The organism is Vibrio sp. CJQ_6, from assembly GCF_043106745.1.
GTDB lineage: Bacteria > Pseudomonadota > Gammaproteobacteria > Enterobacterales > Vibrionaceae > Vibrio > Vibrio furnissii.
The window spans coordinates 149705-172201 of the sequence record NZ_JBICMV010000037.1 but is presented as its reverse complement, the minus strand read 5'-3'; the positions used below and the strand labels follow the sequence as shown (position 1 = coordinate 172201).

Here is a 22497-nt window from a genome sequence, read left to right as displayed (position 1 = left end):
ACTTGTCCTCAGAAAACAGTACCCGAGCAATGGAACTACTCTGTCCTGCAGGCAACTTGCCTGCTCTCAAAACAGCCATCGATTGTGGCGCTGACGCGGTTTACATCGGCTTTAAAGATGACACAAATGCACGTCACTTCGCGGGCCTGAATTTCAGTGGCAAAAAGCTGGATAAAGCCGTTCAGTACGTCCATGACCAAGGAAAAAAGATTCACGTCGCCCTTAACACCTTCGCGCATCCCAATGGATTTGAGCGATGGAGCAGTGCGGTGGATCAAGCCGCCGATTTGGGCATTGATGCGTTGATCGTGGCCGATGTGGCCATTCTCGATTACGCCGCCACTCGCTACCCAGACTTAGAGTTGCACCTGTCCGTGCAAGCCTCGGCCACCAACGTCAAAGCGGTCGAGTTCTACAAGCAGAACTTCAACGTGAAACGCGTCGTTCTACCGCGCGTACTCTCCATTCATCAGGTCAAACAGCTCTCGCGTAATATTCCACACGATGTCGAATTGGAAGTGTTTGCTTTTGGCAGCCTGTGCATCATGTCGGAAGGGCGCTGCTACTTGTCTTCGTACATGACAGGCGAATCGCCCAATACCGTGGGGGCGTGCTCACCAGCCAAATACGTACGCTGGCAAGAAACCGCGTCCGGTTTGGAATCGCGCTTGAATGAAATCCTGATCGATAAATATTCGGCCGGAGAGAACGCGGGCTACCCCACGCTGTGTAAAGGTCGCTTTATTGCCGACATCGACGGTGAACATAAACGCTACCATGCGCTGGAAGAACCCACGAGCCTTAATACCTTGTCGTTGCTGCCAGAACTGTTTGCTGCGAATGTGGCCTCAGTCAAAATTGAAGGCCGTCAGCGCAGCCCGGCGTATGTTGAACAAGTGACGCGTACTTGGCGCGCCGCCATCGACCGTTACCTGGCCAATCCAGAAGGCTATCAAGTGGAAGCGGCGTGGAATGCAGCGCTGGCTAATGTTTCGGAAGGCACACAGACCACACTCGGTGCTTATCACCGTCAATGGCAATAAACGACGTGGAGAACACCATGAAATACGCCCTCGGTCCCCTGCTCTACTTCTGGCCCAAGCAAGATGTAGAACAATTTTATCAGCAAGCGTGCGCCAGCAGCGCCGACATCATTTATCTCGGTGAAACCGTCTGTTCCAAACGACGCGAAATGAAATCGCAACACTGGCTGGAGATCGCGCAAGCCCTGAGCGCTGCCGGCAAGCAAGTCGTGTTATCGACCATGGCGCTGCTCGAAGCCCCCAGTGAAATCAATGTGATGAAAAAATACATTGATAACGGTGACTTCGCGGTCGAAGCCAATGACATGGCAGCGATTCAAATGGCGAGCGAAAAAGGCATTCCGTTTGTGGTTGGTCCGGCCATCAATGCGTACAACGCTTACGCCCTGAAGCTGTTTCTCAAACAAGGGATGACCCGTTGGTGCATGCCAGTAGAACTGTCGCGTGATTGGCTCCAGAACGTGTTGGCACAGTGCGAACAGCTGGGTATTCGGGGTCAGTTTGAAACCGAAGTGTTCAGCCACGGTTATCTGCCACTCGCCTACTCAGCGCGCTGCTTTACCGCGCGGGCTGAAAATCGCGCCAAAGATGAATGCGAGACCTGTTGCATCAAATACCCCACCGGCATTCAAGTTCACAGCCAAGAAGGTCAATCGGTGTTTAATCTGAACGGCATTCAGACGCAATCGGGTTACTGCTACAACTTGGTCAATGATCTCCCAGCCATGCAGGGATTGGTCGACGTGGTGCGCCTGAGCCCGCTTGGCGTTGAAACCTTCAGCCATCTCGACCGCTTTAAAGCGAACGAGCATGGCCAGCACCCTCAGCCTCTAGCGAACCATCAATGCAACGGCTACTGGCATCAACTGGCGGGCCTAGAAGTCAAAAACATCTAACCCACCACACAACGATCACCACCGTCATAGACGGTGGCTTACGGATAGAAAAAAGGCTGAAGGATCTCTTCAGCCTTTTCACTCACAGATCGCCGTCAGGCGTACGCCGGGGCGCCCGGTTTGCCCAAGCGCGACACATCACGCCACAGCATCACAGCGACCACCGCAGTTAGCGCAATGTTCGACAGCGGAAACGCAATCCACACCCCGGTAATGCCATACAGTTTCGGCAGCATGTACAAAAACGGCAGCTGCACCAACATATTGCCCACGGTGACAAACATCGCTTTGCCCCCATGATTGGTCGCTTGATAGTAAGCCGCACTCACCACCAAAAAACCATCCAGAAACAGCGCAAACATGTGCAGTTTGAGCGCAAACACCGCGCCTTCCATCAAACGAGGATCATCGGAGTTAAAGATACCAATCACCTGTTCAGGAAACAGGTTGATCAGGACCACAAACACGACCCCGCCCAACACAGCGATGCTCATCGCCAATTTGAGCAAGCGGCGAATATTGTCGTACTGACGCGCACCATGGTTAAAGCTCGCCAGCGGTTGCATGCCGTTGGCAATGCCCTCCACCGTGAGATAGTACACGGTGACGATATAGCCCAAAATGGCATACGCACCGACCATGACGGCATCGCCGTACTGAATGATCAAGCTGTTGTGTAACGCCACCATGGTTGAACCGTAGGCGTACATAAAAAAGCTGGAGACACCAATGGCAAAAATCTTCGGCAGATAGCGCCACTCCATGGTGAGACAAGCGCGTGTTAAACGCAGTTTGGCGCGCTTGGAGAAAAAGTAGCTCAAACCAAGCCCAGTGACGATCAGTTGCGAAATGGCCGTCGCAATCGCTGCACCGGTTAATTCCCATTGCCACCATGCGATCAGCACGTAATCAAGCACGATGTTACACAGCGCACCCACCACCATCAACATGGTCGCCAAATTGGGGCTGTCATCATTGCGCAGCAAAAACGGCATCGCAATGGAGCCAAGGGTAAACACGCAGCCAACGATCAGCACTTGCAGATACTGCATGCCCAATTCAAATGTGCGCCCTTGTGCGCCTTGCCAACGCAAAAAGTCATCGGCAAAAAACCACAGTAATGTCGCCACGATTGGCGCCAACATCACGAGGGTCAACAAGCCTGTCGCCAGAATACGCTTGGCACTGTGCAGATCTTTTTCCCCTTGTTTGATCGACACCAATGCACCGGTGCCGACCCCCACCAACATCCCCACGCCTAAAATGGTCCCAATCACCGGCCAGGCAACGTTGATGCCGGCCAATCCGGTCGCACCAACATAGTGACCGATAAAAATACCATCCACGACTTGATAAAGACCATTCACCAGCATGGCAGCTACGGTTGGAATCGCGTAGCGAAGAAACTGACGATTGATAGCGGTGTTCATGTTCAACTACTCATTTATATTATTAGCTTTGCTAACTAATGTTAGCCATTAACGTAATGCTTTACTCAACAACATATCAAGGCATGATGACTCTTCGTCACTGAGGTGCTGCGACACCAGTTCAGCCAGCAATTGATACACTTTGGCTTCCGATGCCAAATGGATTTCCGCCAGTTCGGTCAATGACAACCGATGTGACCGAGCATCCTCACTGCATCGTGTTCTTTGCACCAATCCTTTTCTTTCTAGGCGTTTAGCCATATTTGATGCCGACGGTTTACTCACTTCGAGCTCCGCGGCCAAATCCGTGAGTCGAATCGCCTCCTGCGCGCCCTGAATGACCTTTAAGTAGTCATATTCATTGAAACTGAGCTGCGCGATGGGATCTTCTTTACTGTACTTTCGCCACACTTTGGAGGTGAAACGCTCCAGCTTCTCTAATTGGATATCTAAACTCATCCCGATGACCATTTAGTTAGAAAAGCTAACTATTTTGCCGAAATTTAAATTCATAGGCAATAAAAAAGCTGCCCGCGGGGCAGCTTTGATGAAAAGACAACTGAGTTCATGCCGTTAATCGAGTGAGGGCGTTTCAGCCTTTGCTTTGGCAATTTGCACGTCACGCAGATGCTGGTAGATGCGCCCCAGCTCAATGAATGAGTAACGGTGTTCAACGTATTCGTACACGTTAAAGGAGATCGCCAGTTTATACAAAGAGATGGCATGCGCGTAATCCCCCTGCATTTGATAGCGTTTTCCGAGGTAGAAGTAAGCTTCTGTCAGGTGCTGTGCCAACGCACTGTTGTCGCGTGTGGCTGCCAATACCGCTTTAAAGGCTTGCTCTTCAGACACTTGGTTGAGCATCAATGCCACCAAAACCCAGCCCCACTGTTCATCATGTTGCTGATAACGCGTCATCAGATCCTGACGTGCCTGCGCTGGGTGTAACTCGCTTTGAATGATATACAGCCAGAGCGCGCGAAACGGATCACTGGGATCTTGCAGGTAATGGTTGTTGATTTCATCCAACGCCAGCTCGGGACGCTCGCCGTAATAAAGTGCAATCGCACGATTACGCGCTGCGTAAAAATTCTCGGGGTCGAGCTCTAAGGTTGAATCAAATGATTCGTATGCCGCATCAAATTCACCGGCTTCGGTGTAATACACGCCGAGCAGATTAAAGATATCCGGTTGTGCCGGATTGAGTGAAAGAGACTGCGTAAAATCGAGGCGCGCTAAATCTCTTAACCCCACACTGTCGTAGTAATTGCCGCGTTCAAACAGCATCTTAGCGCGAACTTCATCGCTCAAATCCGGACGTTGCAGCAGTTGCGTTAAACGCGCAATTTGCACTTCTTGCTGCACACTCGCCTGTAGCGGAATCGCCATCGGTGGGTACACCCATTGCGTACCTTGGGTCGAAGATTGAGAGGCGCAACCTGCCAAAATCATCAGCGCGACGCTGGCTGTTGCGGTTCGAAACCATTTCACAAATCGATACTCCTGTGTATCCCGCATAAAAAAAGGGAGCGAATGACGCTCCCTTTATAACATGCTTTGGCGTTAAAAAGCGAAAACAGATCGCGCTTTAACCCAGTGAGGCTTATTCAGCTGCTGGTGCATCTTGTGCCGCTGACGCTTCTTCAGCTGGTTTCTCAACCGCTTCTTTCATGCTCAGACGGACACGGCCTTGACGGTCGATTTCCAGAACTTTAACTTGTACTTCTTGGCCTTCAGACAGCACGTCAGACACTTTCTCGATACGCTTGTCAGCGATTTGAGAGATGTGAACCAGACCATCTTTACCTGGCAGTACGGTAACGAATGCGCCGAAGTCAGCCAGACGAGCCACTTTACCAGTGTAGATCTTACCCACTTCAACTTCTGCGGTGATTTGCTCGATACGACGGATCGCATCTTGTGCTTGCTCACCTGAAGTTGCCGCGATTTTGATGGTGCCGTCATCTTCGATTTCAATGGTCGTGCCAGTTTCTTCAGTCAGCTGACGAATCACTGCACCGCCTTTACCGATCACGTCTTTGATCTTGTCTGCGCTGATCTTCATGGTGTGGATACGTGGCGCGAATTGAGAGATATCGTCACGAGCACCAGAGATTGCTTGATCCATAACCGACAGAATGTGCAGACGTGCACCTTTTGCTTGGTTCAGAGCGATCTGCATGATCTCTTTGGTGATACCTTCAATCTTGATGTCCATCTGCAGTGCAGTCACACCGTTTGAAGTACCCGCAACTTTAAAGTCCATATCGCCCAGGTGGTCTTCGTCACCCAGAATGTCAGACAGAACTACGAAGTCATTTTCTTCTTTCACCAGACCCATTGCGATGCCCGCAACCGATGCTTTGATTGGCACACCCGCGTCCATCAGAGCCAGTGAAGAACCACATACAGACGCCATAGAAGACGAACCGTTTGATTCAGTGATTTCAGAAACCACACGTACGGTGTATGGGAATTCATCGATCGAAGGCATCACTGCAGCAATACCGCGTTTTGCCAGACGACCGTGACCAATTTCACGACGCTTAGGAGAACCGACAAAACCTGTCTCGCCCACACAGTATGGAGGGAAGTTGTAGTGCAGCAGGAAGTGATCTTTTCGCTCGCCAGTCAGTTCGTCGATGATTTGCGCATCACGTTGAGTACCCAGAGTCGCCGTCACCAGCGCCTGAGTTTCACCGCGAGTAAACAGCGCACTACCGTGGGTACGTGGCAGAACGCCAGTACGTACGTCCAGTGCACGAACCATGTCTTTTTCACGGCCATCGATACGTGGGTTGCCAGCGATGATGCTACGACGTACCACAGTTTTTTCTAGGTCATGGAAAATGGTGTGAATTTCTTTTGGATTCAGCTCTTCGTTTTCAGCCAGCAGCGTTGCGCTGACTTCAGCACTGATTTCGTGGATGCGGTCATAACGCGCCATTTTTTCAGTGATTTGGTATGCTTCAACCAGTTTCGCTTCTGCAAGTTCAGCGATTTTAGCAGTCAGAGCCGTGTTCTCTTCTGGCGCAACCCAATCCCATGCTGGCGTCGCAACTTCTGCTGCGAATTCGTTGATCGCTTTGATCACAGTTTGTTGTTGGTCGTGACCAAATACAACCGCAGACAGCATCTCTTCTTCAGACAGAACTTCTGCTTCAGATTCAACCATCAGCACAGCAGATTCAGTACCGGCAACCACAAGGTCAAGCTTCGATGTTGCCAGCTCAGTGTTGCTTGGGTTCAGAACCAATTGACCATCGATGTGACCCACACGTGCAGCACCGATAGGACCGTTGAACGGAATACCAGAGATCGCTAGCGCAGCAGAAGTACCAATCATGGTCACGATGTCAGGTTGTACGTCTGGGTTAACAGACACAACAGTCGCAATCACTTGAACTTCGTTTTTAAATGCATCAGGGAACAGCGGACGGATTGGACGGTCGATCAGACGAGCAGTCAGCGTTTCGCCTTCAGAAGGACGGCCTTCGCGTTTAAAGAAACCACCTGGGATTTTACCTGCAGCGTAAGTACGCTCTTGGTAGTTTACGGTCAGCGGGAAGAAATCTTGGCCTTCAACGGCTTCTTTCTTACCAACCACGCTTACGAATACTGCTGTATCGTCCATCGTTACCATGACAGCTGCCGTTGCTTGACGAGCCATCACGCCAGTTTCCAGTGTCACGGTGTGGTTACCGTACTGGAATGTTTTTACTACTGGTTTTTCAAACATTGAGTTTTTCCTTTTCCAGGGCGTACCTGGATGAATCGATTGAGGTCTCAAAACATCACCAATCGCGACTAGTAAAAACGGACTGATTGCCCAATCGGTTTTTAATAGCCGCGACCTGTTGGCCGACTTACGGTGACTGTAATGCCTTGAGTTTAGATAATGCTGACTCCATCGAGTCAGACGGCGGGTAGTATAAACTACATTGCGAAAGATGTGCCAAATTTAGATAACAAAAAAGGGGCATATAGCCCCTTTTTAAACAAACTGTACTATGCAGTCACTGATTAGCGACGTAGGCCTAGACGTTTGATTAGATCTTGGTAACGAGACAGGTCTTTGCCTTTCAGGTAATCAAGAAGTTTACGACGGCTAGAAACCATGCGTAGCAGACCACGACGGCTGTGGTGATCGCCTTTGTGCGCTTTGAAGTGACCTTGCAGGTGGTTGATAGAAGCAGTCAGTAGAGCTACTTGAACTTCTGGTGAACCAGTATCGCCTTCGGCACGTGCGTATTCAGCAACGATTGCTGCTTTAGTTTCTGCATTCAGAGACATAATTCTCTCCTAAAGAGTTAAGTTTATATTTGTGTCAGCCAATCTCTGATTCAGCCGACACGAGGAGCGCGAATTATAGGGAATTATTCCCCTTCGCACAAGATCAAAAAAGACCGTTACTCAGCGTCTGTCGGGTAAACCACCAAACGTTTTGGCGCAATTTTGCCATCGTCATTCATTTCACCCACGCCCAAGAAGAGTTTCTCCTCTCCGCCGGTCAAACGAACGAAGCAATCACTTGGCGCGCCAAAGACTTGCACCGCTTGGCCGTGTTGCACCATGTGGACCAGTTCAGGCACCAGATTCACTTCTGGTAAATCCTGCACTGCGGTATCCATTGGCAGCAGCAACGCATCCAACACGTCGTAAGGCGAGCGCTCTTCACGCTTGGCGTCTTCCACCATCGCGTTGAGTTGGTCTAATGTGACCATGTTTTCGTACGGGTACTTCGCCACACCAGTGCGACGCAGCATTGTGACATGCGCACCGCAACCCAGCATTTCGCCTAAATCGTCAACGATGGTTCGAATGTACGTGCCTTTTGAGCAGTGCACTTCCATTTCCACTTCATCACCTTCAAAGCGATGCAGGACGATGTCGTACACGGTGATTTTGCGCGCTTCGCGTGGCACTTCAATACCTTGACGTGCGTATTCGTACAACGGACGTCCTTGATATTTCAGCGCAGAAAACATCGATGGCACCTGATCGGTTTCGCCACGGAATGATTCAATCTTGGCCAGCAAAGTCTCGCGATCGACCTGCACCGGGCGCGTTTCCACCACGTCACCGTCAGAGTCTGAGGTGTCGGTGCGCTCACCTAGTTTGGCAATCACGCGATAGCGTTTGTCGGAATCAAGCAGGAACTGGGAGAACTTGGTCGCTTCACCAAGGCAAATCGGCAGCATACCGGTTGCAAGCGGATCCAGCGCACCGGTGTGTCCGGCTTTCTCGGCGAAAAACAGGCGTTTCACTTTCTGTAAAATGTCGTTCGATGAAATGCCTGTTGACTTATCTAGCAACAGCACACCGTTGATCGCACGGCCTTTACGACGACGCGCCATTACTCTTCGTCCTCACGACCCGATTCTTTTTGTTTTTGCTTGTCTTGGCTGACCACTTCGGTCACCAAGTTAGACATACGCATGCCTTCCACCAGGGTGTTGTCGTAGTGGAAACGAATCTCTGGCGTCAGACGCAGACGAATGCGTTTGCCCAGCATCATACGGATGTGCACTTCGTGCTCACGCAGCGCATTCAGGCATGATTCTGGCGTTTGCTCACCCACGCACAGGAAGGTCACGAAAACTTTGGCGTAAGCCAGATCGCGAGACACTTCTACGTCAGAAATGGTCACCATTCCCAGGCGGGAATCGCGCACTTCGCGTTGCAGAATCATCGCTAATTCTTTTTGTAATTGCTGTGCCACACGTTGAGTACGGCTAAATTCTTTTGGCATATTCTTTTCTCACTGATAGAAAGAATGGGGGGATGGTTTACCCAGCCCCCCATGGTGTATTCAACAACCTAAACTTGCCGATAATGCAATTTTAGTTGGTTAGTCGATGGTGCGTTGAATCTCAACAACTTCGAACACTTCGATCTGGTCGCCTACGCGAACGTCGTTGTAGTTCTTCACGCCGATACCACACTCGTAACCATTCTTCACTTCTGCGACGTCATCTTTAAAGCGACGCAGAGATTCCAGTTCGCCTTCGTAGATAACCACGTTATCACGCAGTACGCGAATTGGGTTATGACGCTTGATGGTACCTTCGGTCACCATACAACCAGCAATTGCACCCAGTTTCGGTGACTTGAACACGTCACGAACTTCAGCAAGACCAATGATCTCTTGCTTGAATTCTGGAGCCAGCATACCGCTCATCGCTTGTTTCACTTCGTCGATCAATTGGTAAATGATCGAGTAGTAGCGAAGGTCGATATTTTCTGCTTCGATTGTACGACGCGCTGATGCATCCGCACGAACGTTAAAGCCGACAACGATAGCATTTGATGCAGCGGCCAAGACGGCATCTGTCTCAGTAATACCACCGACGCCTGAACCCACGATGTTCACTTTCACTTCGTCAGTCGACAGTTTCAGTAGTGAGTCAGCGATTGCTTCAACCGAACCTTGTACGTCTGCTTTCAGAACGATGTTCAGTTCAGCAACGTCACCGGCAGCCATGTTCGAGAACATGTTTTCCAGTTTCGATTTCTGCTGACGAGCCAATTTCACTTCGCGGAACTTACCTTGACGGTAGTTCGCTACTTCACGTGCTTTACGCTCATCACGAACAACGGTTGCTTCATCACCAGCAGCAGGAACGCCTGACAGACCCAGGATTTCCACAGGGATAGAAGGACCAGCTTCGTCCACTTCTTCACCCAGCTCATCACGCATTGCACGAACGCGGCCATATTCTTGACCACACAGTACGATGTCGCCTTTGTGAAGCGTACCCGACTGAACCAGAACGGTTGCAACTGGACCACGACCTTTATCTAGGCGTGATTCAATCACCACACCAGAGGCCATGCCGTCTTTCACGGCGTGCAGTTCTAGCACTTCCGCTTGCAGCAGAATCGCTTCTAGCAGTGAATCGATGTTAGTGCCCTGTTTTGCAGAGATGTGAACGAAGATGTTCTCGCCGCCCCATTCCTCAGGAATCACGTCGTATGCCGCCAGTTCGTTCTTCACGTTATCTGGGTTCGCTGCTTCTTTATCGATCTTGTTGACCGCAACAATCAAAGGTACGCCGGCCGCTTTCGCGTGCTGGATCGCTTCAACTGTTTGTGGCATCACGCCATCGTCCGCTGCAACCACAAGAACAACGATATCCGTCGCTTGAGCACCACGAGCACGCATTGACGTAAACGCCGCGTGTCCCGGAGTATCAAGGAAGGTGATCATGCCGTTTGGCGTTTCAACGTGGTAAGCACCGATGTGCTGAGTAATACCACCCGCTTCGCCAGACGCAACGTGTGTACGACGAATGTAGTCCAGTGTTGACGTTTTACCGTGGTCAACGTGACCCATGATGGTCACAACTGGTGCACGTGGCACAGACTCAAATTCGTCATCACGGTCAGACAGAACGGCTTCTTCCAGTTCGTTCTCTTTACGGATGATCACTTTGTGACCCATTTCTTCTGCAACCAGCTGCGCAGTTTCTTGGTCAATCACTTGGTTGATGGTTGCCATTGCGCCCAGTTTCATCATCACTTTGATGACTTCTGTCGCTTTCACAGACATCTTTTGAGCCAGCTCAGACACGACGATAGTTTCGCCGATGACTACATCTGATTTTGCAACCACAGCGCTCTTATCGAAGCCATGTTGCATTGATGAAGGCTTGCTGATGCGACCTTTACGACCGGCTTTGCCACCGCGAGCACGAGAATTGTCACGCTCTTGTTTATCATCGCGAGAAGACATTTTTTTCTTGTTCGCTTTGGTAGAACGACGGCTGGAACCTTCTTCACGACGGTCTGCTTCATCTTCGGCTTCACGAGCGTAGCGTGAAGTCGTTACGTGGTAATCTGTATCTTCTTGCATATCACCCTTTTTCTCTTCTTCAGCAGACCAACGCTCTTTATTTAATTCGGCCAATTCACGCGCTTTTTCAAGCTGACGGCTACTTTCCTCTTCAGCCTTACGTTTCGCTTCTTCTTCCTGGCGATGTTTCAGTGCTTCGGCTTCTTTTCGCGCTGCTTCTTGCTTAGATTTATCTTCAGCAGAACGCTCACGTTTTGCTTCTTGAGCTTCGCGCTTCACTTTATCTTCAGTGTCGCGTTTTGCTTTTTCTTCCGCGTCACGTTTTGCTTTTTCTTCCGCTTCACGTTTCGCTGCTTCTGCAGCTTCACGTTTCAGCGCTTCTTCAGCATCACGTTTCGCTTGTTCTTCCGCTTCACGTTTTGCAGCTTCTTCAGCTTCACGTGTCGCTTCATCTTCGATTGTACTGCGCTTAACATACGTACGTTTTTTGCGCACTTCAACCTGAACATTCTTACTTTTACCGCCACCGGCGTTCACGCTCAGTGTACTACGGGTTTTACGCTGGAGTGTCAAACGAGTTGGCTCTGCAGCCGTTGCTTCGCCATGCTCTTTACGTAGGTGGGAAAGAAGCTTCTGCTTCTCGTCCTCGGTTACGCTGTCAGAGCCTGATTTTGTCATCCCAGCATCAGCAAGTTGCTCTAATAAGCGGTCAATTGGAGTACCAATTTCTTCACTCAGTGATTTAACTGTAAGTTGTGTCATGCCGCTTCCTCCCCTTGCTGAAAATTATGCGTCTTCGCCAAACCAACAAATGTTGCGAGCCGCCATAATTAATTCGCCTGCACGCTCTTCGGTTAGGCCTTCGATTCCTTCTAGATCGTCAATCCCCTGATCTGCGAGATCTTCCAGTGTTGCAACACCTTTCGCAGCCAGTTTGAACGCCATTTCGCGTTCTAGGCCTTCTAGTGCCAGCAGATCTTCTGCAGGCTCAAGACCTTCATACGATTCTTCTTGTGCCAACGCGATGGTGGTCAGCGCGTCTTTCGCACGGGTACGTAGTTCTTCAACCAGATCTTCATCCAGTCCGTCTACTTCCAGCAGTTCATGGACTGGGACGTAGGCGATTTCTTCTAGAGTCGAGAAGCCTTCTTCAACCAATAGCTCCGCGAAATCCTGTTCGATATCCAGGTACTTCATGAAGTTCTCGATAGAAGCCATTGACTCTTCTTGGTGTTTCTTCTGCAGATCCGCCACAGTCATGACGTTCAGTTCCCAACCTGTTAGTTGAGATGCCAGACGAACGTTTTGACCGTTACGGCCAATCGCCTGTGCTAGGTTGTCTGCTTCAACCGCGATGTCCATCGCGTGTGCATCTTCATCAACGATGATCGACGCAACATCGGCTGGCGCCATCGCATTAATCACGAATTGTGCTGGGTTATCATCCCAAAGCACGATATCAATACGCTCGCCACACAGTTCGCCTGAAACCGCCTGAACACGTGCACCACGCATACCCACGCATGCGCCCACAGGGTCAATGCGTTTGTCGTTGGTTTTCACCGCGATTTTCGCACGAGAACCTGGGTCACGCGCAGCACCTTTCAGTTCAATCAACTCTTCGCCAATTTCAGGTACTTCAACGCGGAACAGCTCGGCCAACATTTCTGGCTTAGAACGTGTGATGAACAGTTGGAAGCCGCGCGCTTCTGGCGCTACTTTGTACAGCAGGCCACGAACACGGTCGCCTGGGCGGAAGTTTTCGCGTGGCAATTGGTCTTCACGTAGAATCACAGCTTCAGCGTTGCTGCCCAGATCCAGAATCACAGTATCGCGGTTCACTTTCTTCACCACGCCGGTGATCAAGTCGCCTTCGTTATCGATGAACTGTTCAACGATTTGAGCACGTTCTGCTTCACGCACTTTCTGTACGATCACTTGTTTCGCCGTTTGAGTCGTAATACGGTCAAACGTCACGGATTCGATTTCATCTTCAATGAAGTCACCCAGTTTCACCGATTCATCATCGTAAACAGCTGCTTCCAAAGAGATCTCTTTGGTTGGGTTTTCAACTTCGTCAACCACTAACCAACGACGGAACGTGTTGAATTCACCGGTTTTACGGTCAATCGCAACACGCACATCGATTTCGATTTCATATTTCTTCTTTGTAGACGTCGCCAGCGCAATTTCAAGCGCTTCAAAAATACGCTCACGAGGTACCGCTTTCTCGTTAGAAACCGCCTCAACAACCGCTAAAATTTCTTTACTCATTGTTATAGCCTCTAAGACTTAAAATTTAGGGATCAGGTTAGCTTTAGAAATGTTGCTGAGAGCGAAGTGTTCTTCTTGCCCGTCAACCATGACATTGATGGTTTCACCGTCGGCGCCCAGGATTTCACCTTTCCACTTGCGACGGTTGCCCACTGCCATTTTCAACACGATGCTGACCTCGTGACCTTTAAATTGCTCGTAGTGTGCAGCTTTGAAAAGTGGTCTTTCCAAACCTGGTGAAGAAACTTCAAGGTTGTAAGCCACTGTAATTGGATCTTCAACATCCAACACTGCACTCACTTGATGACTAACTTCTGCACAGTCATCGACGGTAATACCGTTTTCGTGATCGATATAGATACGTAGCGTTGAGTGCTGTCCTGCACGGACAAATTCTAATCCAACTAACTCATAACCTGATGCAACAACTGGCGCGTCAAGCATTTCAGTAAGTTGTCTTTCTAAACCAGTCATTTAAACCACTCCAGAAACAAAAAAAGGGCATAGAGCCCAATTTAAATTCCAAGCAAGCACCTGAATTTCAAACGAAAAATTCAGATAACAAAAAACCCCGAAAGTCGGGGTTTTTGTTGCTGGACCCTGATAAATTGAGAATTTCTTCTCAACTGCAGTGAGGTTCGCACTGCCAAACTTGAATCCGTAACCTTCAGAGGTTAATTGGTTGCGGGGGCCGGATTTGAACCGACGACCTTCGGGTTATGAGCCCGACGAGCTACCAAGCTGCTCCACCCCGCGTCCGACTTGTGAGCAATTATACGCTCTACAAGGTGATTTACAAGTTTGTAAATATGGTGCCGAGAGAGGGACTCGAACCCTCACACCTAGGGCGCTAGCACCTCATGCTAGTGTGTCTACCAATTTCACCATCTCGGCATAACCTGACTTATCGCTTTCGATAAGTTATTGAGGAATCTCGTCGCCTGATTTGGCGGGAGCATCACTCACTGTCTCAGCAGCTTTTTGTTGAATCACTTGACCTTGCGATGGGTCAACCCATTGTGATTCAGTTTTATGCGTAGACATATTACCTAGCACCAAGCTGATGATAAAAAATACGGTTGCAAAAATTGCAGTCATTCGGGTTAGGAAGTTACCTGAGCCGCTCGCGCCAAACACTGTGTTTGAAGCACCAGCACCGAAAGAGGCTCCCATATCTGCGCCTTTACCTTGTTGAATCAACACCAGGCCAATGATACCAACCGCTGCCAACAGGTAAATCACAAGTAGAACTGTAAACATTACTTCCACCTATGTTCCAAATTGTTGAGCCAGCGCCGTTCAATCATGTGACTTGAACAAGGCTAGCGACCTCCTCTTCGAAGGCGGACGCAATACTAACGAATGCGCGTTTGACTGACAAGCGGAATTTTCGAAAAAAATCGACTTTACGAATCAAACGGTCAAAAAAGATTCAAAGATGATTCAAAGAACGTGTAATCAAAAACTTGCCCGATTTGTCAGCCACATTTTAATGACCTGACGAATCGGGCAAATGCCGGCTGCGTTTAGCAGTTTACTTTCACTGCTTCCGCAATTTTCAGCGCTGATGCTTTCACCAACGCCGCATCTTCACCTTCAACCATGACACGAATCAACGGCTCAGTGCCTGATTTACGCAGCAGAACGCGGCCTTTGTCACCCAGTTCAGCTTCCACTGCTTGAACTGAAGCCAACACAGCTTCGGCTTCAAGTGGGTTGCTGTCGCCGCTAAAGCGGACGTTTTCGAGCACTTGCGGATAAAGCGTCATTCCCTGCGCCAGTTCATTCAGCGTCATGCCACTACCGACCACAGAAGCCAGTACTTGCAGTGCAGCAACGATGGCATCACCGGTGGTGACTTTATCCAATAGAATCACGTGGCCAGAGTTCTCCGCACCGATTAACCAACCTTTCTCTTGCAGTTTTTCCATCACATAGCGATCGCCAACCGCGGCGCGAATGAACGGAATCCCCAATTGCTTCAGGCCATTTTCCATGCCAAGGTTGGTCATTAAGGTCCCGACAACGCCACCTTTCAGCTCGCCACGACGCAGCGCATCGCGTGCGATGATGTAAGCGATCTGGTCACCATCGACTTTGTTACCGAATTCGTCGACCATGATCAATCGGTCACCATCGCCATCAAACGCTAACCCCAAATGCGCTTTTTCTTCCACCACACGTTGTTGTAGCGCACGCACATCGGTCGCGCCCACATGATCGTTGATGTTCACGCCGTTTGGCTCAACCCCCATCGCGATCACTTCAGCGCCCAGCTCTTTAAATACATTTGGCGCAATGTGATATGTGGCGCCATGCGCACAATCGACAACAATTTTCAGCCCAGACAGACTCAATTGATGCGGGAAGGTGCTTTTACAAAACTCGATGTAACGCCCTGCCGCATCCATAAGGCGGGATGCTTTCCCCAGTTCCGCAGACTCAACGCATTCAAGCGTTTTATCCAGCTCCGCTTCAATTGCCAGTTCGATATCATCGGGCAGTTTGGTGCCTTCGGATGAGAAGAACTTAATGCCATTGTCGTAATACGGGTTGTGCGACGCAGAAATAACAATCCCCGCTTCAGCGCGAAACGTTTGAGTCAGGTAAGCAACCGCTGGTGTTGGCATTGGACCGGTAAAAATTGCTTTCAAGCCCGCAGCAGCCAGACCGGCCTCAAGCGCCGACTCCAGCATGTACCCCGAAATACGAGTGTCTTTACCAATGATGACTTTTCTTGTGCCCTGTTTTGCCAGCACGCGTCCAGCAGCCCAGCCAAGCTTCAATACGAAATCCGGTGTGATTGGGTATTGGCCAACTTTGCCACGGACACCGTCAGTACCAAAATAACGTCTTTGATCAGACATGATGATTCCTTAGTTTTTATAATGCGCGGTTTTTGTTCATCGTTTGGATAATCGTCATCGCTTCCAGTGTTTCTTCGACGTCATGCACACGGATAATCTGCGCGCCTTTCATTGCAGCAATCGATGCACACGTCACGCTGGCCACCATGCAATCTGCAGGTTGTTTGTCCAGCAATTTAAAGATCATGGACTTTCGAGACATGCCAGCAAGCACAGGCAAGCCGAAACGATGGAATTGTTCCAAATTCGCTAACAGATGATAATTGTGTTCGATGGATTTACCAAAGCCAAATCCCGGGTCAAGGATGATATTCTCACGCGCGATACCCGCCGCTTCACACACCGCCATGCGTTCCGCCAAAAATGCTTCCACGTCAGCCAACACATCGTCGTATTGCGGTGCATTCTGCATGGTTTTGGGTTGGCCTTGCATGTGCATGATGCACACCGGCACATTTGCTTCAGCGGCGACTTCCAGAGCACCCGGCTCGGTCAATGAACGAATATCATTGATCAAATCGGCCCCCGCAGCCACCGACTGACGCATCACCTCCGCTTTGCTGGTGTCCACTGAAATCCACACTGCTGGATTGCGCTCACGGATGGCCTTCACGACCGGAATGACGCGCTGCAGTTCTTCTTCAAGCGTGACGTCAGGCGCACCTGGCCTTGTCGATTCTCCCCCGATGTCAATGATACTAACGCCAGCAGCAATCATCTTTTCAGCCCGTTCTAACGCTTTATCGAGTGTGGTATAGCGACCACCATCAGAAAAAGAATCCGGCGTGGTATTGAGAATCCCCATCACATGGGGGCGATCAAGTTCGAGGGTTTTGGTTGCGGTTTGTATTTTCATAAGTCCCTGAAAATAGGTTAGCCTGAAACAGAAAACCCCGAACAAGTCGGGGTTTTGATTAAAGAGAAGGATTATTCGGTGTCTTTCTTGTCAACAGACTGCGCTGCATCTTGTTCAGCCGTAGGTTCATCTGCTGGTGCAGCCTCCACTGGCGCTTCAGCTTTTGCTTCTGGCTCAGCTTTGTCTTGAGGTGCCGCATTCGCGCGGTCTCCCCAACCTGCGGGTTCACGAATGTCTGCTTTGCGAGCCATCAGATCATCGATCTGACCCGCATCAATCGTTTCATACTTCATCAATGCATCCTTCATGGCGTGCATGATATCCATATTGTCGATCAAAATTTTGCGCGTACGTTCGTAGTTGCGATCAATAATCTTACGGATTTCGTCGTCAATCAGTTTCGCAGTGTCATCTGACATGTGTTTGGTCTGCGTCACGCTACGACCTAGGAAGACTTCGCCTTCCTCTTCCGCATACAACATTGGACCTAGTTTTTCTGAGAAGCCCCATTGGGTGACCATCTTGCGTGCAATATCTGTTGCACGTTCGATGTCGTTCGAGGCGCCTGTCGACACTCGCTCAACGCCGTAAATCAATTCTTCCGCCAAACGACCACCGTACAGACTGGAAATCATCGATTCCAGATGTTGTTTCGACATGCTGACGCGATCTTGCTCTGGCAGGTACATGGTGACCCCCAATGCACGACCACGTGGAATGATCGAGACTTTGTAGACGGGATCGTGCTCAGGCACCAAGCGACCGACAATGGCGTGACCCGCTTCGTGGTACGCGGTCGATTCTTTCGTCTCTTCCGACATCACCATAGAACGGCGCTCTGCACCCATCATGATTTTGTCTTTCGCCAGTTCAAATTCAACCATCGAGACATTGCGCTTGTTACCACGTGCAGCAAACAGAGCCGCTTCGTTGACCAAGTTCGCCAAGTCTGCACCAGAGAACCCCGGTGTACCACGCGCAATCAGTGATGGTTCAACATCACCAGCCAGCGGCACTTTACGCATATGCACTTTCAGAATTTGTTCACGGCCACGTACGTCTGGCAATCCAACTACAACCTGACGGTCGAAACGGCCTGGACGCAATAGCGCAGGGTCAAGTACGTCTGGACGGTTAGTTGCGGCGATAACGATGATGCCTTCGTTCCCTTCAAAGCCGTCCATTTCAACCAGCATTTGGTTAAGCGTTTGTTCACGTTCATCGTGACCACCGCCAACACCAGCCCCCCGCTGACGACCCACCGCATCAATTTCATCGATAAAGATGATACAAGGTGCGGCTTTCTTCGCTTGTTCAAACATGTCGCGCACACGAGAGGCGCCGACACCCACGAACATTTCAACGAAGTCTGAACCGGAAATCGTAAAGAATGGGACTTTCGCTTCACCCGCAATCGCTTTTGCAAGCAGCGTTTTACCCGTACCTGGAGGACCGACCATCAAGACACCCGTTGGGATCTTACCGCCCAGTTTCTGGAAGCGGCTTGGATCGCGCAGGTAATCCACCAGTTCTTTCACGTCTTCTTTCGCTTCGTCACAACCAGCGACGTCGCCAAACGTGGTTTTAATCTGTTCTTCGCCCATCATGCGAGCTTTACTCTTACCAAAGGACATTGCGCCTTTGCCGCCACCGCCTTGCATCTGGCGCATGAAGAAGATCCAGACACCGATCAGCAGAATCATCGGGAACCAAGAGATAAAGATCGTGCCGAGTAAGCTTTGTTCTTCTGGTGGTGTCCCTTGAACTTTGACGTTCTGATTAATCAGGTCGTCCAGCAGCTTCTGGTCATACACTGGCATGTAAGTGACGTAGCGAGTGCTTCCACCACGACGGGTGAAAGAAATTTCACTGTTATTGAATTGAGCTTCCTGAATCTGGCCTTGGCCAACTTCCTGTACAAATGTGGTGTAATCAATGGTTCTGCCGTTGCTGTCACCAGGGCCAAAGCTCTGGAATACCGACATCAATACGACAGCGATCACAAGCCACAGTATTAAATTTTTTGCCATGTCACTCAAGGTGTAAGCCTCGCGATAACTAGTTGTAATTAAAGGTAGGGTACTACAGTTTGTGGGCTGTAGCCATAGTGTTAACTTTTCCCTCAAGGGGTAAAATAGTTAACCTTTGTAACCGGTGGCGACGATGTAGACTTCGCGGGAACGCGCCCTTGAAGAATCAGGTTTACGAATTTTAACCGCTTTAAACATGTCTCGGACATCCTTGACATATTGGTCAAACCCTTCGCCCTGGAACACTTTGACCACAAAACTACCATTAGGTGCAAGAACTTGTCGACACATATCTAAAGCTAATTCCACCAGATACATAGCCCGTGGTTGGTCCACTGACAAATTACCCGCCATATTGGGGGCCATGTCAGACATCACGACGTCAACCATATTCGGTTGGATTCGTTCTAGCAGTGCATCCAATACGGCTTCTTCACGAAAGTCGCCCTGCAAGAATGAAACGCCCGCAATGGAGTCCATCGGCAAAATGTCACAAGCAATCACTTGCCCACTTTCACCCACAATCCCCGCAGCGTACTGCGACCATCCACCCGGTGCCGCCCCTAAGTCGACCACCGTCATGCCTGGTTGCAATAATTTATCTTTATTTTGAATCTCTTCTATCTTGAAGATAGCACGAGAACGATAACCTTTCTTTTTGGCCTCGTTTACGTACTTGTCATCAAAATGTTCTTTCAACCAGCGGCCGGAGCTCGCCGAATGTTTCTGTTTACTCATTCGATTCCTAACTTAGCAGCCTCTATCCGAGAAAGTATGGTAGAAAATATAGTCTTCCAAGGTAGATGGCGTTAAAATGTGTTTTTTCAACCCTAATAGTAAAGAAAATTGGGCGCGTAATGAACCTAAGCAACAAACAAAAGCAGCATCTAAAAGCCCTAGCACACAATTTAAAGCCTGTTGTGCTGATGGGTGGCAACGGACTTACTGAAGCTGTTTTAGCAGAAATCGAAATTGCGCTTGACCACCACGAGCTGATTAAAGTGAAAGTGGTATCAGAAGATCGCGAGACGAAACATCTGATTGTCGATGCGATTGTTCGTGAGACTGGCGCAGAGAAAGTTCAGGTCATCGGTAAAGTCTTGGTGCTTTTCCGTCCTTCTGAACAGCGTAAAATCGAACTACCACGCAAGTAATTTCGGTTACTTAAGATTACAAAAAGGTCGCATGATGCGACCTTTTTGATTTTTAGTGCTGACGGGACTGATTTACACGTAATCGACGTGGTCAATCTCAAACACCTTTTCACCACCCGGCGTGCTGATGGTGACTTCATCACCTTCCATCTTACCAATCAGGCCACGGGCAATCGGTGAGCTGACTGAAATGCGGCCCGCTTTGATATCGGCTTCATCGTCACCCACGATTTGGTAGGTTTTTTCTTCATCCGTGTCAACGTCAATCAACGTCACAGTTGAGCCAAAGATGACCTTGCCAGAATTATCCATCTTGGTGACGTCAATTACCTGAGCGACCGACAATTTGAATTCGATATCACGAATTTGCGCTTCACAAATCCCCTGCTCTTCACGAGCCGCGTGATACTCCGCGTTCTCTTTGAGATCGCCCAATTCGCGAGCTTCCGCAATCGCTTCTGAAATCTTCGGACGAAGCTTAAGTAGTCTATCCAGTTCATCACGCAGCAACTTTTCGCCGCGAACAGTCATTGGAACTTTTTCCATTTTATACCTCAATGCCAAAGTTATCTTTGGACAATACAAACCTACCCAATCCTATAAAAGGCTTAGGTCATGCGTAATCATTTCGTTTCGAATAGTGTAAACAAACATGCCGATGAAATCATCCAAATTCAAGTTTTGCGACTAGAAATTGAGATTCACCGCCAACTCCTTTATTCACCGTGATCTTCTGCACAATTCAACTGTTTAGATTTTCCGCTAAAACACGTAAAAAAAAATAAAGTTTTTAAGTTTTTTTACCATTTTAATACCTATTTAATTTGCGCACTACCCCTTAAAAAAACAACAACTTGACCTTTTTTTACATTTAATAAAACACTGTTCATAAGCCGGATTTATATCATTTTACTAACTAATAGAGGAACTTTGCGGGTACAAATTGACCCACGAATCGTTTCAATGAGCGATACGAATACTAATATTAGATGCGTATTCAACAAGACTCATTTGAATATTCGCCGCACGTTAACTAACAACGTGGCTGGATTACTATTTATGGACAGTAAATTAGGACTTAATAAGATGAACAAGACTCTGATTGCTCTTGCAGTCTCAGCTGCAGCAGTGGCAACTGGCGTAAACGCTGGTGAACTATACAACCAAGATGGCACTTCTCTAGCGTTAGGCGGCCGTGCTGAAGCTCGTCTTTCTCTGAAAGATGGCAAAGCTGATGACGCATCTCGCGTACGTATCAATGTTCTGGGTAAAACTGAAATCAATGACGGCGTATACGGTCTGGGTTTCTACGAAGCAGAAATGAAAACCTATACTGAAGGCAAAGTTGATGGCGGTAGTGATGACTTCACTACACGTCTGGCTTACGCTGGTATCGGCGGTAACTTCGGTCTGGTTGCCTACGGTAAAACTGAAGGTTCACTGGGCGTAATCACTGACTTCACTGATATCTTCAACGGCCTAGCAGGTAATACAGCAGCAGACAAACTGGCTGTAGCAGACCGTACTGACAACATGATTTCGTACAAAGGTCAATTTGACGACCTAGCACTGCGCGCATCTTACCGTTTTTCTGATCGCGTAAAAGATTCTGATGGCAACGATGCCGAAGATGCAAACGGTGAGTTATACGACAACAACGCTGATGGTTTCTCGCTATCTGCTATCTACGCATTCGGCGACACTGGCTTTAAAGCAGGTGCTGGTTACGCAGACCAAGACAAAGCTAACGAGTACATGCTAGCAGCATCTTACACAGTTTCTGATTTCTACGTTGCAGGCCTGTTCACTGACGGCGAAAAACAAGACTCAGCACGTAACAAATACGATTACACTGGTTACGAGCTAGCAGCGTCTTACACCATGAACCAAACTGTGTTCACCACTGCATACAACTACGCTGAAACTGAAAGCGAAACGTCTGCAGACAACCTAGCGTTCGAAGCAGCTTACTTCTTCAAACCAAACTTCCGTACTTGGGTTTCTTACAACTTTAACCTGATCGACGACGGTGACACAATCGGTACTACTGGTAACACAACTGGTAAAACAACAGCATCTAAAGCAGACGCTGAAGACGAGATCTCTGTAGGTCTACGTTACGACTTCTAATTTGACGATTCCGTCAATCTCA

Annotated in this window: 20 protein-coding genes and 2 tRNA genes; 4 read left to right on the top strand and 18 right to left on the bottom strand. The window is 49.2% G+C overall.

The features are described from left to right. Window positions 1-29 precede the first annotated feature (29 nt). Both ACF8PK_RS22410 and ACF8PK_RS22405 read left to right on the top strand, forming a co-directional pair. Entirely contained in the window at window positions 30-1043 is a 1014-nt protein-coding gene (locus ACF8PK_RS22410) for a peptidase U32 family protein (protein ID WP_004728936.1), read from the top strand. Window positions 1044-1060: 17 nt separating this feature from the next. Next, complete coding sequence (locus ACF8PK_RS22405) at window positions 1061-1939, top strand: U32 family peptidase (protein WP_158107741.1); 879 nt, start codon at window positions 1061-1063, stop codon at window positions 1937-1939. Window positions 1940-2034: 95 nt separating this feature from the next. Here ACF8PK_RS22405 and ACF8PK_RS22400 read toward each other — a convergent pair whose 3' ends face one another. The 17 genes from ACF8PK_RS22400 to rlmE form a co-directional block, all read right to left on the bottom strand. Continuing rightward, window positions 2035-3369 carry an MATE family efflux transporter gene (locus tag ACF8PK_RS22400; RefSeq protein WP_158140240.1) on the bottom strand — a complete coding sequence of 445 codons (1335 nt, stop codon included), beginning with the start codon at window positions 3367-3369 and terminating at the stop codon, window positions 2035-2037. A gap of 48 nt (window positions 3370-3417) precedes the next feature. Then, window positions 3418-3828, bottom strand: a complete 411-nt coding sequence (locus ACF8PK_RS22395) for a MarR family winged helix-turn-helix transcriptional regulator (protein WP_392443652.1) — start codon at window positions 3826-3828, stop codon at window positions 3418-3420. 114 nt (window positions 3829-3942) lie between these two features. After that, entirely contained in the window at window positions 3943-4860 is a 918-nt protein-coding gene (nlpI, locus tag ACF8PK_RS22390) for a lipoprotein NlpI (protein WP_154180360.1), read from the bottom strand. A gap of 112 nt (window positions 4861-4972) precedes the next feature. Further along, window positions 4973-7108 (bottom strand): polyribonucleotide nucleotidyltransferase, encoded by a 2136-nt coding sequence (gene pnp / locus ACF8PK_RS22385; protein ID WP_315905575.1) that lies wholly within the window; start codon window positions 7106-7108, stop codon window positions 4973-4975. 284 nt (window positions 7109-7392) lie between these two features. Further along, entirely contained in the window at window positions 7393-7662 is a 270-nt protein-coding gene (gene rpsO, locus ACF8PK_RS22380; RefSeq protein WP_004728948.1) for a 30S ribosomal protein S15, read from the bottom strand. Between the two features lie 116 nt (window positions 7663-7778). Next, on the bottom strand, window positions 7779-8726 hold the full coding sequence (gene truB / locus ACF8PK_RS22375; protein ID WP_004728950.1) for a tRNA pseudouridine(55) synthase TruB: 948 nt from the start codon (window positions 8724-8726) through the stop codon (window positions 7779-7781). Then, window positions 8726-9121: a 30S ribosome-binding factor RbfA gene (rbfA, locus tag ACF8PK_RS22370; RefSeq protein ID WP_004728952.1), complete on the bottom strand. Its 396-nt coding sequence runs from the start codon at window positions 9119-9121 to the stop codon at window positions 8726-8728. Before rbfA ends, truB begins: the two co-directional genes overlap by 1 nt. 99 nt (window positions 9122-9220) lie before the next feature. Beyond that, a complete protein-coding gene (infB, locus tag ACF8PK_RS22365; RefSeq protein WP_004728954.1) occupies window positions 9221-11926 on the bottom strand; it encodes a translation initiation factor IF-2 in 2706 nt (901 codons plus the stop codon). A 24-nt stretch (window positions 11927-11950) separates the two neighbouring features. Then, window positions 11951-13438 (bottom strand): transcription termination factor NusA, encoded by a 1488-nt coding sequence (gene nusA, locus ACF8PK_RS22360; RefSeq protein ID WP_004728956.1) that lies wholly within the window; start codon window positions 13436-13438, stop codon window positions 11951-11953. A gap of 18 nt (window positions 13439-13456) precedes the next feature. Then, window positions 13457-13912 (bottom strand): ribosome maturation factor RimP, encoded by a 456-nt coding sequence (gene rimP / locus ACF8PK_RS22355; protein WP_004728957.1) that lies wholly within the window; start codon window positions 13910-13912, stop codon window positions 13457-13459. 205 nt (window positions 13913-14117) lie between these two features. After that, a tRNA-Met gene (locus ACF8PK_RS22350) sits at window positions 14118-14194 on the bottom strand. A gap of 54 nt (window positions 14195-14248) precedes the next feature. Beyond that, window positions 14249-14332: transfer RNA gene (locus tag ACF8PK_RS22345), tRNA-Leu, on the bottom strand. A gap of 27 nt (window positions 14333-14359) precedes the next feature. Continuing rightward, the gene (gene secG, locus ACF8PK_RS22340) at window positions 14360-14698 is read right to left on the bottom strand and encodes a preprotein translocase subunit SecG (RefSeq protein WP_004728959.1); all 339 of its coding nucleotides are present in this window, start codon (window positions 14696-14698) and stop codon (window positions 14360-14362) included. A 266-nt stretch (window positions 14699-14964) separates the two neighbouring features. After that, window positions 14965-16305 carry a phosphoglucosamine mutase gene (gene glmM / locus ACF8PK_RS22335; protein ID WP_004728960.1) on the bottom strand — a complete coding sequence of 447 codons (1341 nt, stop codon included), beginning with the start codon at window positions 16303-16305 and terminating at the stop codon, window positions 14965-14967. 16 nt (window positions 16306-16321) lie between these two features. Beyond that, a complete protein-coding gene (gene folP / locus ACF8PK_RS22330) occupies window positions 16322-17161 on the bottom strand; it encodes a dihydropteroate synthase (protein ID WP_004728962.1) in 840 nt (279 codons plus the stop codon). Window positions 17162-17232: 71 nt separating this feature from the next. Then, window positions 17233-19200, bottom strand: coding sequence for an ATP-dependent zinc metalloprotease FtsH (ftsH, locus tag ACF8PK_RS22325; protein WP_392443644.1), 1968 nt, complete (start codon window positions 19198-19200; stop codon window positions 17233-17235). A gap of 99 nt (window positions 19201-19299) precedes the next feature. Further along, window positions 19300-19929, bottom strand: a complete 630-nt coding sequence (gene rlmE, locus ACF8PK_RS22320; protein WP_014204493.1) for a 23S rRNA (uridine(2552)-2'-O)-methyltransferase RlmE — start codon at window positions 19927-19929, stop codon at window positions 19300-19302. Window positions 19930-20048: 119 nt separating this feature from the next. Between rlmE and yhbY the strand changes: the two genes are divergently transcribed. Then, window positions 20049-20345 (top strand): ribosome assembly RNA-binding protein YhbY, encoded by a 297-nt coding sequence (gene yhbY / locus ACF8PK_RS22315; RefSeq protein WP_004728967.1) that lies wholly within the window; start codon window positions 20049-20051, stop codon window positions 20343-20345. 72 nt (window positions 20346-20417) lie between these two features. On the opposite strand, the gene greA is transcribed toward yhbY, so the two are convergent. Beyond that, window positions 20418-20891, bottom strand: coding sequence for a transcription elongation factor GreA (gene greA, locus ACF8PK_RS22310; RefSeq protein WP_392443639.1), 474 nt, complete (start codon window positions 20889-20891; stop codon window positions 20418-20420). A gap of 540 nt (window positions 20892-21431) precedes the next feature. On the opposite strand from greA, the gene ACF8PK_RS22305 reads away from it, so the two are divergent. Continuing rightward, complete coding sequence (locus tag ACF8PK_RS22305; RefSeq protein ID WP_392443637.1) at window positions 21432-22475, top strand: porin; 1044 nt, start codon at window positions 21432-21434, stop codon at window positions 22473-22475. Window positions 22476-22497: the final 22 nt, after the last annotated feature.